The organism is Rhizobium favelukesii, assembly GCF_000577275.2.
Taxonomy (GTDB): Bacteria; Pseudomonadota; Alphaproteobacteria; order Rhizobiales; family Rhizobiaceae; genus Rhizobium; species Rhizobium favelukesii.
Map to the genome: position 1 here is coordinate 3,521,111 of NZ_HG916852.1, position 12,566 is coordinate 3,533,676.

Here is a 12,566-nt window from a genome sequence, read left to right on the forward strand (position 1 = left end):
AGTGCCGATGGCTGCTATCGATTGAGGACAGCCATCGCCTGCTCGTAGACGGCGCGGCTTCCCGCGGCGATGATCGAGCCGCCGTTTTCCGGGCGCCCGCCATCCCAGGTCGTGATGATCCCGCCGGCGTTCTCGATGATGGGAATGATGCCGCCGACATCGTAGGGCTTCAGACTGTTTTCGATAACCAGGTCGACGTGGCCGGCAGCGAGCAACGCGTAGGCGTAGCAATCCGTGCCGTAACGGAAGAGCCGCACCTGGCTCTCGATCTCTCTGTACTTGTCCATCTCCGCGCCCGTGAAGAGATGCGGTGAGGTGGTGAAGAGAATGGCGTTCGCCAGTGCACCGCAATCGCGAACCTGCAGCCGGCGCTCTCCCTCCGGACCGTTGTAGATAGAACCATTTTCATCCGCGAAGTAGCGCTCGCCGGTAAAGGGCTGCTCGATCATCCCCATAATGGCCCGGCCATATTGCTGCAGGCCGATCAGCGTTCCCCAGACGGGCACGCCTGAAATAAAGGCACGCGTGCCGTCGATCGGGTCGATAACCCACACGTATTCGCGGTCCAGGCCGATGCTGCCGTGCTCTTCACCAAGGATGCCGTGATCCGGGAAATGCTCCTCGATCAGCGCGCGAATGGCGACCTCAGCCGCCCTGTCGCCCTCGGTGACAGGGTCAAAGCCGCCCGACAGCTTGTTGGTCACGTCGAGCCCGGAACGGAAACGCGGCAGTGTCTCGGCCTTGGCGGCCTCCGCCAGGCGGTTGAAGAACGAGCGATCAGGCAACATGGTGAAATCCATCGGTGGCGCGCGAGTGGCGCTTTTCATAGCGGAATTGCGGCCGGTTGCAAATGAGAGCGGCAGCTTTTAGCCGGCTGCACATTTTTTTTGCACTGCAAAATTCTGATTGACAATTGTGCATCGCAATAGTAGCGTTTGCTCACAGTCTTCTGACTGTAAATACCCTCCTTGGGTGTTTCCTCCCTAGACTTGGACCGCCGCAAGGCGGTCTTTTTTTGGCAGCCTAGAAGGCTTACTCGGCAGCCAGGGCAGAATCTGTCGCGAACTGCGCCACATAGACCGCCAACTGGCGCATGAAGGCGGTGATCGCTCCGACAACCAAGGCGAAGTCGGCACGCTTCTCCAGCGTAATTTCGTCGACATAGATCGACCGGTTCACTTCGATTTGCAGCGCATGCAGCCCGCGTGACGGGCGGCCGTAATGCTCGGTGATGAACCCGCCGGCATAGGGCTTGTTGCGGATCGCGGTGAAGCCCATTTCCTCGAAAATGGCGACGGCGGCGCGCGACAGCTCTGCCGAGGCACTGGTGCCGTAGCGGTCGCCGATGATGAAATCGGGCCGCGCATTGCTGCCGGCCACCCGAACATTGCCCGGCATGGAGTGGCAGTCGATCAGCACGCCGAAGCCGAACTGCACATGCGTGCGGGCAATCAGCCGCCGCAGCGCCGCATGATACGGCTTGTAGACGCTCTCGATACGATCCAGCCCCTCCTGCACCGACAGCCGCCGGGTGTAGATCTCCATGTTCTCCGCAACGATGCGCGGAATAGTGCCGAGCCCGCCCGCCACGCGCAGCGAATTGATGTTCGCGTAAGGCGGCAGCAGACCGTCGAACATGCGCGGATCGAGCTCGTAAGGCTCGCGGTTCACATCCAGATAGGCGCGCGGAAAGTTTGCAAGCAGGAGCGGCGCCCCAAGCGCGCTCGCATCGGCGAACAGCTCATCGACATAGTGGTCTTCGGAGCGACGTATGGAAACGCCTTCGAGACGCGACTGGGCGATGAACTCAGGAGGATAGATGCGCCCACTGTGCGGCGAGTTGTAGACGAATGGAATGGTGTGCGACAAAGGCTCCCGGACCTCGAAAAGTGCGTATTCGGGGATTTCGTGCACCCTTGTTCCCTCTTTACCATGCCAGGAGGCTACTGCTTCGCCCATGTTGCCAGTTGCCGCACGGCAAGTCCATACTATCTCATGGGGATGACGGCCCGGACGGCCTCTTCACCGGTTGTTTACTGGGCGAACTCTAGTGTAAATGGCTGGAGCCCCACGCATAAATTACTGATCAGCGGTCTGGATAATGACTCAGAAGATACTTCTTGCAGAAGACGACAACGACATGCGCCGCTTCCTTGTGAAGGCGCTTGAAAAGGCAGGCTACAAAGTCCTCTCTTACGACAACGGCGCCAGCGCCTATGACAGGCTTCGCGAAGAACCCTTCTCGCTGCTCCTGACCGATATTGTCATGCCCGAAATGGATGGCATCGAACTGGCGCGCCGCGCGACCGAACTCGATCCGGACCTCAAAGTGATGTTCATCACCGGATTCGCGGCGGTCGCGCTGAACCCCGATTCGAAGGCACCGAAGGACGCCAAGGTTCTTTCCAAGCCTTTCCACCTGCGCGACCTCGTCGAGGAAGTGAACAAAATGCTTGCCGCATAAGGCTTCCGGCAGCGCATGTCACAAAACCGAAAAAAGCCTATTGACGGCAAAAAAGGTTTGTGGTCTATGCGCCGCCATCGGATGGGCGTGTAGCTCAGCGGGAGAGCACTACGTTGACATCGTAGGGGTCACAGGTTCAATCCCTGTCACGCCCACCATTCGAATTCAAGGGCTTAGCGGAAAACCGCTAAGCCCTTTTCCGTTTCGGGATGCTGGATGAAGCACCGCTTGCGCGCAGTTCCACGAGCGCCGCTGCCACGGCAAGAAACGGGTGGGCGGCTTTCGGTCTTTGCGCATTTAATGCTCCGACCCCAAGAGCATCGCAGGCACGCCATGTCGCCATTTCTAGCGCTGCACGCTGTTGTCGCTTAACGCGGCGAAGGTCTTCTGCCGGAGCTGCCGGCAATTCTGCGCCATCACGAAGAAAATCGGGTGGAAAAGACGCCGCGGGTAGCAAACTCTGACGGCCGGGCCTTCCGACATCATTCGCGGCCTCTCGTTGAGGCGTCGCCTCGATATCAGCTGGGAGAGGCGCGCCTCCCATTGAGACGCTACGGATTATTGTAAAAGGATCCGCTGTCGTAAACGCAGGCGTAGTCGAGCACGCACTGCTTGCCCCTCGCATCTCGGACATTGGCGGTGGAGCGCCCATTGCCCAACCCACACTTGGCGGGTGGATAGCGAAAGCTGCTGCCGCCGAAGCCGGAGCGGACGAACACCTTCTTGTTTTGGCGGATAATCTGCGAGATTTGGCTGCAGGTGTGAGCGCGAGCATCGACGTTCAGTGCCCCAGCAGAAAAAGCTGTCGATGGCGCCACGAGCGTGGCGGCCAGGATCGCAGCATTGAAGGCAGCACCAGATGCAGCGCCCATTTCGCCCTCCCCCTGGATGAGCATGGCCGGAATCCGACTATACTCGTTTTTGGCGAACCGACAAATCGGCTGCCACCGCACCCCAGGCTCCCCGCTTGCGCGATAGACAGCCAACCCGTAGACGATGCGCGCTGGTCTTGGCAGAACGCCCGCCAATCAGCGGGCGCTTCGTCCGATTTTCGTGCGCAAACAGCAGCCCATGCTACATGCACGCAGCCGCCGATTTCATTGCCGCCTCGGCGAGCGCCTTCGTTTTGTGCGAGCTTCCGACGGCCATAGCGGCCTTGCCGTCAGGGCGCTTCGGCACGACGCTGCATTTGTTGCTGTTCGGAGCATGTTCCACATAATAGTGGCTACTTGCGGCGAGCGCCGGAGCGACGCCGAAGGCCAGGATAGCAACACTCAGAGCGATTTTCCTGATCATCGCATTTCCTCCATCTTAGCTTAACCGGCAGTCTCGCTGCCAGGCCAAGAGGTAGCTATCGCGCCCGATGGGTTTCGACCAAGCGTCATTTCACCGCACGTCCCCGTCTGCTCGGCCCGAATGACCGCACGGCAAACGCGGTCGATTGCCAAGATTGAAAGTCGAGCCTATCGACCAATTTCGAACACAGAAGAATGGCAAGTCGCTGCCCATACAACAGCACTGCCGAGATACGACGAGGTAAAGACATGAAACTGGCAACTTTGGCCGCTGCTTCACTGCTCGCCGCAACACTGACGACAGCAGCCGACGCAGCCCCGCAAAACTTCCCCGGCGCCCCCGGAGCGCTAACGCTTTCCGGCAAATGCGCCAAGCTCGTCGTTGGCAAGGTCGACGCGACGAAGGGTTGCGAAGGCGAACTCGCAAGCGTGACGCTTGTGAATGGCCAGGTCACCTTCATCTTCACCTCAGGCGGCAAGATGCTGGGCTTTCAAGGCGATGGCACGGCCATCAAGCCCGCCTCCAACGGCAATGCTCGCATGCCACTCAACCTAGTCGTGACGGGCGTCGGCCAGAAGATGACCGGTCAAGTGAAAGTTGCCGGCACCTGCACGATGGGCAACCCGTATGGCGGCAAGCCGGTTGCCATCGAATGCACCGCCGAAAGCAAGGACACGGCGTTTGCGGGCAGCTTCCGCACCAATGGCAAGGCGCCGAAGCAGAAGTAGCCCACCGTTTTGCAGGTACAGGCCAGGCTCAGGCACACCAGGCGCCATTCGCGCCGGGTTTGCGTGCCAAGCCCTCGTTGATCATCTGCATGCCGATCGACAGGCCATCGCGCGACACGACGTTCGGCACGCCGGCCTTGCCAGGCTGCCCGGCCGGGTTCATTGAGAAGGATCCGGAGTTCAGGATGTTCAGGAGCCGCAGCTTGGCAGCAAAGCCAAGCCGCTTCTCGTTGTCGCAACGAGCCGTCTCGATGCCGGGGCTCACGACGTCGGCAATGGCGATCTTCTCGCCCTTGTACCAGAACGTGCCTCCATCGGCGACGCAGTTGATGTGCTCTCCCTGCCCGCAATAACCGAACGCGGCCTTGCCGGTCTGCGCTTGCGCGGGTGAGATGGAGACCGGGATCGCTTTTTCGGGGACGACAGGCGCCTTGGCCGGAATCGGCACGGCGGCAGGCGGTACCACGCGCGGCGGCGCGGTGATCGAGGCGGTCTGCCTCGGGCTGGAATCGCGTGCAGGTTCGCTTCGCACGACCGAGGCCGGCCGGGAAACGATGGACGCCGGCGCGTGCGCGGCCAGCATCGGCTTCACGCTCTTCCAGTTGTCGTAAATCGCAATGCCACCAACGGCGATGACGCCGATGATTGTCCAGGGAAGAGCGCTTCCACCTCCCCTTCCCTTCGATCGTGCCGATGATTTGCGGCGGCGGGTCGCAGTCTTTGCCATCTATCCGATTCCCGTGAACGGACGGATTATCGCCGGGCAATCCTTTCCGAAAGGTTGGCGGCTGCTTGATTTTCGCATGGAAGACGAGGGGCGCAGCGGATGTTGCTGATATTTTCCCTGAGCTGGGATTGCGCCGTCCGGGCCAGCAGGTGGTTTTCCGGCGCAAGCGACGCTCCGCCATTGACCGGTTGCGTTCTTGGCCACGTTGCTACGACTTACGAGCAGTTCATCTTGCAGGAGGTGGAAGCGCGGTTCGAGCGATCCTGATCATCAGAGTGACGATCCATGATGCTGCGAAGCGCCTGACGAAGCGGCGACTACAATCGCCGCACCGCCGGGGACGCCATGTCCAGCCTCAAGCGCGTCGGCGGGTCCCAACGAGAGCCCAGCGAATTCGTGATCTCGATGTTTTCCAGATCGATCTGAATATCAGCGGCCGCGCGAAGCGCTTGCCATTCGATCTCGTGCTTCATGTAAATGTCGTGCGGCACCAAAGTTGCTTTCATCTTTCTCACCGGTTGTCGCGAGTAAAAACTCAGGGCTGCAAACACCGATGCATCAACGGGTCGGCTTTGCGATCGTGGAATCGTGCTCCACGGCCGGTTTCGGCCCACTCTTCGAAAGATCACGGCCGGTGACGTGGGCGGGAACGTGGACGTCATCGAAAACGCCGTGCGGCAGGGTCAGATCGACCTGATGTGGTGGCAGCACTTGCGCCTTCTGCATTCGGTTGGGGCGCGCTCGCTTCATTCGGTCGGATTTTTCAGTGCGTTTGTCGGGAGTGTGGGTCGAGGGGTGCATCGTCGGCCTCCTTTTTATTGCGCATAACACTGGTGAACTAGGGGCTAACGACGGCGAGGCCGGATGGTTCCAAAGAAAAGACAAAGCGTATCGCGCCGATCTTGACTGGCGCGGGAAGTTCACTACCTTCGCCTTATCCCGCGGCCTCGGACATCGGCCGACGGGTGAACCTGGTGCCGGGCCCCTCTGGCGAGAGTTATTACGGCGCTCTCGTGATGTCGGTACCGCCTGCAGCTTAAGCCGGCGGATTTTCATTGATGAAAAAGCTCACCATGCCTCACGCGCATGCCCTTTGTGGTATGTCGCGTTTTTCACGCACATATTCCCTGTTCGACAAGGCTCGTGGCTGCGAGGTGCGGCCATGACCAACAATTCCTCGCAGAAATCGACGCTCGGCTATTTCCGCTGGGCCTTCATCGTCACCTTCCTCGGCCTCATCTTGGGCGCAGCCCTTGGCTGGCAGACCACCGGCACCATCGGCGGCATGGCGACCGTCTTCTTCGTCTGCACGGTGCTCGCCGTGCTGGAGATCTCGCTCTCCTTCGACAACGCCATCGTCAATGCCAACAAGCTGAAGGAGATGACGCCGGCCTGGCAGCATCGCTTCCTCACCTGGGGTATCGTCATCGCCGTCTTCGGCATGCGGATCGTTTTCCCGCTCGCGATCGTCGCGATCGCCGCCAACATCGGCCCCTGGGAAGCCTTGGTGCTCGCAGCGCGCGAGCCGGCCGAGTATGCGCGCATCATGAACGACGCGCACCTGCCGATCGCCGCCTTCGGTGGCACCTTCCTGATGATGGTCGGCCTCAACTACTTCTTCAACCATGAGAAAGACGTCCACTGGATCGCCGGGCTTGAAAAGCTCATGGCCCGTTCCGCCACGATCAAAGGCATCGAGATCGCCTTCGTTCTGGCGCTGGTCCTGATCTTCTCGTCCTTCCTTGGCGAGGAAGAAGCCAGCACCTTCGTCCATTGCGCCATCTACGGCCTGCTGACCTTTCTCGCGGTCGAGGTCATCGGCGGCCTGCTCGATGCCTCGCAGCAGACGATGAGCGCCGCCGCCAAAGGCGGTCTCGGCGCCTTCATCTATCTCGAAGTGCTGGATGCCAGCTTCTCCTTCGACGGCGTCATCGGCGCCTTCGCGCTGACGCAGAACCTCTTCGTCATCGCCATCGGCCTCGGCATCGGCGCCATGTACGTGCGGTCAATGACGATCATGCTTGTCGAAAAGGGAACGCTTGCCGAATACCGCTATCTCGAGCACGGCGCCTTCTACGCGATCCTGATCCTCTCCGTGATCATGTACGTGCAGACCATGTTCCATATCCCCGAGGTCATCACCGGCCTTGGCGGCGCGGCCCTGATCGGCATCTCGCTGTGGTCTTCCATCCGCTACAACAAGAAGGAGCAGGCGGCAGAGAGCGCGCAGGCGCACAAGGAACTGCACGCCTGAACCTGATGAGCCACACCCGACGGTGCGGCTTCAGCAGGACAAAAATAAAGCCCGCGACCATCCGGTTGCGGGCTGTTTCGTATCTGGCGATCGGCCGACCGCCAAATCCGCGCCGAAGGGCGCAGATGAGTTTAGTGGTTGATTCTGCCAAACATGCTCGGGTCGATGCCGAGCTCGCGCAGATCGCGGGCCTTCGGGCGACGGCCAGCTTCGATGGTGGCGCTCACAGCATTTGCAGCACCGATCACCGCAAAGGCGCGGCCAAGGAAACCATCGCGAATGGACTTACGGAAGGACATTTTCTTTCTCGCTTTGCTTTATGATTGACCGCTCACATATGTGGCCGCGCGCGTCTCGCCACAAGCAACGGAAATTCAGCCCTGCTATGCAAGAACATACGGTCAGCGGCTTCGCTGGCCCGAAGAAGGAGCTGCTCCTCAAACCAGGCAGGAGCTGTCTTCCCTGTAACACGAAAAGGCCGGCGGATGTTTCCATCGCCGGCCGCAAGGGAGGGGTTCGGGCAGTCTTTTTCTTTAGTCCTCGTTCGCAGCAAGCTGCGACAGAACCTCGCCGCGTCCGCGCAACCGCAGAATCAGCGGAATGATGAAGGCCGCTGCGGCAACGATCAGCAGGCCCGCGGCGATCGGCGACATCACCAGCGTCGTCACGTCGCCCTGGCTGATCGCCAACGCGCGGCGCAATTGCTGCTCGGCCAGCGGACCAAGGATGAGGCCGACGACCGCCGGCGCGATCGGGTAGCCGAAGAGCCGCATGATGTAGCCGAGCACGCCGAAGGCGAGCAGCATGCCGAGCTCGAACACCGAGGGGTTGGCGCCGATCGTGCCGAGCGTCGCAAACAGCAGGATACCGGCATAAAGCCATGGCTTCGGGATCGTCAGCAGACGCACCCACAAGCCGATCAGCGGCAGGTTGAGCACCAGCAGCATCGCATTGGCGATCAGCAGGCTGGCGATCAGGCCCCAGACGATCTGCGGGTTGTTCGCAAACAACAGCGGACCGGGCTGCAGACCATATTGCTGGAAGCCGGCGAGCATAATCGCTGCCGTCGCCGTCGTCGGCAGGCCAAGCGTCAAGAGCGGCACCAGCGTGCCGGCCGCAGACGCATTGTTCGCAGCCTCCGGACCGGCAACGCCTTCGATCGCACCGTGGCCGAATTCCTCCGGGTTCTTCGCAAGACGCTTTTCGGTGGCGTAGGAGAGGAACGTGCCGATCTCGGCACCGCCGGCCGGCATAGCTCCGATCGGGAAGCCGATCAGCGTGCCGCGCAGCCAAGCCTTCCACGAGCGTGACCAATCCTGCGCCGTCATCCACAGCGAGCCCCTGACGGCCTCGACCTTCTCTTCGCCACGATTGCCCTGAGCGGCGATATAGAGCGTTTCGCCGATCGCAAACATCGCGACCGCAAGCGTCGTTACCTCGACGCCATCGAGCAGATCCGGAACGCCGAAGGAAAGGCGTGCCTGTCCTGTCTGCTGGTCGATGCCGACCATGGCAAGGGCAAAGCCGATGAAGAGCGAGGTCAAGCCGCGCAAGGCGGAGTCTCCGAAGGCCGAGGAGACGGTCACGAAGGCGAGGACCATGAGGGCGAAATATTCGCGCGGTCCAAAAATCAGCGCAAGCTTGACGATATAGGGCGCGATGAAAGCAAGGCCGAGCGTTGCGATCAGTCCCGCGACGAACGAACCGATCGCCGCCGTCGCCAGCGCTGGCCCGCCGCGGCCGGCCCGCGCCATCTTGTTGCCTTCCAGTGCGGTGACGATCGAGGCGCTTTCACCGGGCGTGTTGAGAAGAATAGAGGTCGTGGAGCCGCCATACATGCCGCCGTAATAGATGCCCGCGAACATGATCAGCGAACCGGCAGGGTCCAGCTTGTAGGTGACGGGAAGCAGAAGCGCCACGGTCAGCGCCGGGCCGATGCCCGGCAGCACACCGACCGCAGTGCCGAGCGTAACGCCGACGAACGCATAGAGCAGGTTCATCGGCTGCATGGCGACCAGGATACCCTGGAAGAGGAATTCGAAGGTGCTCATCGCATCCAATCCTAGAAGAAGATTCGTTCGAACGGCCCGGCAGGCAGGGTCAGCTGCAAAAGCTTCGCGAAGATCACCCAGACGACGAAGCTGAAGGCGATGCCCGCGGGGATCGAGATCCAGAGTTTGCGACGTCCGAAGCCGGCCGCCGTGAACGCAAAGAGAATGCCGGTTGCGATCGAAAAGCCTGCCGTTTTGAGAAGCAGCATCTGCGCGGCAAGGCCGGCGACAATCCAGATGACGGGAGCAACTTCCTGATGTTCCCGCTCCGGAAACTCGTTGCGCCAGGCTTCGAAGATCGTCCAGATGCCGAGACCGATCAGCCCGAAGGCCACGACCTTGGGTGCGGTTGCCGGGCCGATGCGGTCATACTGGGCGATAGCGCGCATGTGCGACGCGTCCCAGAGCATGACGGCGGCGACGGCGAAAAGACAGATGGCGATGACCAGCGCCGCCCAGTCGGGGCGACGCTTCGTTGCCAAGGGTTCGTTGCCCCTGCTCATTGAACAAGTCCGATCTCTTTGAGGATGGTTTCGGTTGCCGAAACGTCCTTGTCGAGCTGCGCCTTGAAGGCGTCGCCGGCGAGGTAGGTGTTGGCCCAGCCCTTGGTCTTCAGGATTTCCTGCCAGCCGGCGGATTTCGAAAGCTTGTCGAAATCGGCGGTGATTGCGGCCGTCTGCTCGGCCGAAAGACCGGGCGCTGCGGCAACCATGCGCCAGTTCTCGACAGCCACATCGAGACCCGATTCCTTGAGCGTCGGCGCGTCGACGCCCTCGATGCGCTTGTCGCTGGAAACGGCCAGAAGCCGGAGCTGCCCAGCCTTCACCTGCGATTCAAATTCGCCGTAGCCGGAAATGCCTGCGGTCACCTGCCCGCCGAGAATAGCGGCCAGCGCTTCGCCGCCGCCGGAGAAGGCGACATAGTTGATCTTCGTCGGGTCGACGCCGGCAGCCTTGGCGATCAGGCCGACAGCGATATGGTCGGTGCCGCCTGCCGAACCGCCGCCCCAGGAAACGGAGCCCGGATCCTGCTTCAGCTTGGCAACGAGATCGGCCATCGTCTTAATGTCGGATGCGGTCGGAACGACGATCGCCTCATATTCGCCGGTGAGGCGGGCAATCGGCGTGACGTCCTTGAGGGTGACCGGCGACTTGTTGGTCAGGATCGCGCCGACCATGACGTAGCCGCCGACGATCAGTGCGTTCGGGTTGCCGCTGTTCTGGCCGGTGAACTGGGCGAGACCGATGGTGCCGCCAGCGCCCGGAACGTTTTGAACCTGCACGTTGCCAGAAATGCCTTCCTTCTGCATAACGGTCTGCAGCGAACGAGCCGTCTGGTCCCAACCGCCGCCGGGAGCGGCCGGCGCCATGATGGTGTAGTCGGCGGCATAGGCCGGCAGCGCGACCGCGGCTGCGAAAATGGTTGCAAGAAGAGTATGCTTCACGAGTGTGCCCTCCGTGGGCGCGGCTGAGAAACCGCGCATTGTTCTCGATGGAATCGGGAAGGACACTGCAGACGGACGTAGGGTCCGTTATGGCTGGCAAGCTCCTCCCGAAACTTCATCTCTCCGCCTCCACGGAGCTGAAGTTCTGCAAAGCGGACCACAACAAGCTGTCATTTAGCTGACATCGGCTAAGTATCCACCCCATAGTGACACTTTTTTGCCGTAATTGGCACTGGCCGGGGGACATCGCAGAATTTCGACCTCGATGGAACTTGTCCGCCGCCCGGGCGTTAAGGACGGCTAGGAGGATTGGGCCATGAGTTCTCACATCGATACCAAGCAAATCGAACATGAGGGCTTACGACAGGTGTGGAGCGTGCGCGACTTCGCGCGCCGTCACCGGTTGGACAAGGAAGAGGAGAAGCGTCTCCTCGCGCTTTTCGGATCCTTCGCGACCAAGCAGGAATTGCTGGCTAACGCCCAGCGGCCCTGCCTGTTCCGGTAGCTCATTCCGCGACGAACTCCCTATTGCGTGCGCAGCACTTCGTTCCAGTGCGCGATCAGTCTCGCGCGCTTGACCTGATCCAGATAGACCATCAATCCCGGGCTGACAGGCACGGGCCGCAACTGCGCACCCAGAAGCTCCTGCATCGTGTTGGCCGTATTTTCGCCGGCAACTTCGGGGCTGACGGCGGGAATCTGCAGCTCGCGCGCCATGATCGTCTGCCCCTCCTTGGACATGAAGAAGGTGAGGTAACGTCGCCCGAGTTCCGGGTCGGCCGCCGCCTGCGGCACGAGGCCGATGCGCGACATGACCACCGTATAGTCCTTCGGCAGCACGATCCCGACATCGGGATGGCGCCTCGCCCAATCGGCGGCGTAGGAGCCGAGGATGTTGTAGCCGAGCACAAAGCGTCCGTCGGAAACACGCTCCAGAATGGCAGAGCTCGTGGAATAGAGCTTGACGCCGGCCGCCCCCATGGCGCCGACGACCGACCAGATATCGCCGAACTGCTCCTGGTCGCGCGCCATGAACAGGAAACCGACGCCGGAGCGCTCGATGTCATAGGTTCCGATCCGGCCGTGGATAATATCGCCTTTGCGCTTGAGGTAATCGACGAATTCGGCCCGCGAACTCGGGGGCGGCTCACTGGTGAAGCTCGGCTTGTGGTAAACGAAGACCGCCGGCTCGAAAGTCAGCGCGTAGGCGGTATTGCGCCAGTTGGCCCATTTCGGCCAGCGAGCGCTCATCGGCAGGTTGCTCACCTGCGCGTAGCCGTCGTTGGAAAGCTTCACCTGCAGGTCCATTGCCGACGAGAAGGCGAAATCGGCCGTCTGCTTGCCGGCATCCGTCTCGCGCACGATGCGATCGTAGATTTCGCCGGTCAGCATGTCCTCATACTTGACCGCCACATCGGGGTTGGCCGCCTGAAACCCGTGGATCATCGGCTGCGCCAAGGGCTCGTCAAGCGAGGAATAAACGACCAGCGTCGGAGCCTGCGCATTGCCGGAACGCGCGGGATAGAACACCTCGTCCGCAGTCGCCAGACCGGGACAGAGCAGCAGGCATGCAAGTAAATATAGTCTCCTCATCCCCCTAAG

16 protein-coding genes and 1 tRNA gene are annotated in these 12,566 nt (G+C 61.2%); 5 read left to right on the plus strand and 12 right to left on the minus strand.

Translation table 11 applies throughout. The features are described from left to right. Window positions 1-14: 14 nt before the first annotated feature. Both hisN and LPU83_RS56010 read right to left on the minus strand, forming a co-directional pair. Entirely contained in the window at window positions 15-788 is a 774-nt protein-coding gene (hisN, locus tag LPU83_RS56005) for a histidinol-phosphatase (protein WP_024315903.1), read from the minus strand. Window positions 789-1,032: 244 nt separating this feature from the next. Further along, window positions 1,033-1,914 (minus strand): N-formylglutamate amidohydrolase, encoded by an 882-nt coding sequence (locus tag LPU83_RS56010; RefSeq protein ID WP_024315902.1) that lies wholly within the window; start codon window positions 1,912-1,914, stop codon window positions 1,033-1,035. 187 nt (window positions 1,915-2,101) lie between these two features. On the opposite strand from LPU83_RS56010, the gene cpdR1 reads away from it, so the two are divergent. Together cpdR1 and LPU83_RS56020 are read left to right on the plus strand one after the other, a co-directional pair. Then, window positions 2,102-2,464: a response regulator CpdR1 gene (cpdR1, locus tag LPU83_RS56015; RefSeq protein ID WP_007527565.1), complete on the plus strand. Its 363-nt coding sequence runs from the start codon at window positions 2,102-2,104 to the stop codon at window positions 2,462-2,464. Between the two features lie 83 nt (window positions 2,465-2,547). Next, a tRNA-Val gene (locus tag LPU83_RS56020) sits at window positions 2,548-2,622 on the plus strand. A 393-nt stretch (window positions 2,623-3,015) separates the two neighbouring features. Here LPU83_RS56020 and LPU83_RS56025 read toward each other — a convergent pair. Continuing rightward, window positions 3,016-3,336: a hypothetical protein gene (locus LPU83_RS56025; protein WP_024315901.1), complete on the minus strand. Its 321-nt coding sequence runs from the start codon at window positions 3,334-3,336 to the stop codon at window positions 3,016-3,018. Window positions 3,337-3,538: 202 nt separating this feature from the next. Next, window positions 3,539-3,760: a hypothetical protein gene (locus tag LPU83_RS56030; RefSeq protein WP_024315900.1), complete on the minus strand. Its 222-nt coding sequence runs from the start codon at window positions 3,758-3,760 to the stop codon at window positions 3,539-3,541. Between the two features lie 248 nt (window positions 3,761-4,008). Here LPU83_RS56030 and LPU83_RS56035 point away from each other — a divergent pair, with 248 nt between their 5' ends. Beyond that, window positions 4,009-4,488, plus strand: coding sequence for a hypothetical protein (locus tag LPU83_RS56035; protein ID WP_024315899.1), 480 nt, complete (start codon window positions 4,009-4,011; stop codon window positions 4,486-4,488). 28 nt (window positions 4,489-4,516) lie between these two features. Here the strand turns inward: LPU83_RS56035 and LPU83_RS56040 are convergent, their stop codons facing one another. The 3 genes from LPU83_RS56040 to LPU83_RS56050 form a co-directional block, all read right to left on the minus strand. Then, window positions 4,517-5,215 (minus strand): hypothetical protein, encoded by a 699-nt coding sequence (locus LPU83_RS56040; protein ID WP_024315898.1) that lies wholly within the window; start codon window positions 5,213-5,215, stop codon window positions 4,517-4,519. A 317-nt stretch (window positions 5,216-5,532) separates the two neighbouring features. Then, on the minus strand, window positions 5,533-5,721 hold the full coding sequence (locus tag LPU83_RS56045) for a hypothetical protein (protein WP_024315897.1): 189 nt from the start codon (window positions 5,719-5,721) through the stop codon (window positions 5,533-5,535). Between the two features lie 52 nt (window positions 5,722-5,773). After that, window positions 5,774-6,016: a hypothetical protein gene (locus LPU83_RS56050; RefSeq protein ID WP_024315896.1), complete on the minus strand. Its 243-nt coding sequence runs from the start codon at window positions 6,014-6,016 to the stop codon at window positions 5,774-5,776. Between the two features lie 361 nt (window positions 6,017-6,377). Between LPU83_RS56050 and LPU83_RS56060 the strand changes: the two genes are divergently transcribed. Next, a complete protein-coding gene (locus LPU83_RS56060) occupies window positions 6,378-7,469 on the plus strand; it encodes a DUF475 domain-containing protein (protein WP_024315895.1) in 1,092 nt (363 codons plus the stop codon). 131 nt (window positions 7,470-7,600) lie between these two features. On the opposite strand, the gene LPU83_RS73130 is transcribed toward LPU83_RS56060, so the two are convergent. The 4 genes from LPU83_RS73130 to LPU83_RS56075 all read right to left on the minus strand — a co-directional run bounded on the left by LPU83_RS73130 (window position 7,601) and on the right by LPU83_RS56075 (window position 10,964). Continuing rightward, window positions 7,601-7,768, minus strand: coding sequence for a hypothetical protein (locus LPU83_RS73130; RefSeq protein ID WP_093041484.1), 168 nt, complete (start codon window positions 7,766-7,768; stop codon window positions 7,601-7,603). 234 nt (window positions 7,769-8,002) lie between these two features. Next, entirely contained in the window at window positions 8,003-9,520 is a 1,518-nt protein-coding gene (locus LPU83_RS56065; protein ID WP_024315894.1) for a tripartite tricarboxylate transporter permease, read from the minus strand. Between the two features lie 11 nt (window positions 9,521-9,531). Continuing rightward, on the minus strand, window positions 9,532-10,023 hold the full coding sequence (locus LPU83_RS56070; RefSeq protein ID WP_024315893.1) for a tripartite tricarboxylate transporter TctB family protein: 492 nt from the start codon (window positions 10,021-10,023) through the stop codon (window positions 9,532-9,534). After that, complete coding sequence (locus LPU83_RS56075; protein ID WP_024315892.1) at window positions 10,020-10,964, minus strand: Bug family tripartite tricarboxylate transporter substrate binding protein; 945 nt, start codon at window positions 10,962-10,964, stop codon at window positions 10,020-10,022. Before LPU83_RS56075 ends, LPU83_RS56070 begins: the two co-directional genes overlap by 4 nt. A 316-nt stretch (window positions 10,965-11,280) precedes the next feature. Here LPU83_RS56075 and LPU83_RS56080 point away from each other — a divergent pair, with 316 nt between their 5' ends. After that, on the plus strand, window positions 11,281-11,469 hold the full coding sequence (locus tag LPU83_RS56080) for a hypothetical protein (protein ID WP_024315891.1): 189 nt from the start codon (window positions 11,281-11,283) through the stop codon (window positions 11,467-11,469). 20 nt (window positions 11,470-11,489) lie between these two features. On the opposite strand, the gene LPU83_RS56085 is transcribed toward LPU83_RS56080, so the two are convergent. Beyond that, on the minus strand, window positions 11,490-12,557 hold the full coding sequence (locus tag LPU83_RS56085; protein ID WP_051166689.1) for an ABC transporter substrate-binding protein: 1,068 nt from the start codon (window positions 12,555-12,557) through the stop codon (window positions 11,490-11,492). Between the last annotated feature and the right edge of the window lie 9 nt (window positions 12,558-12,566).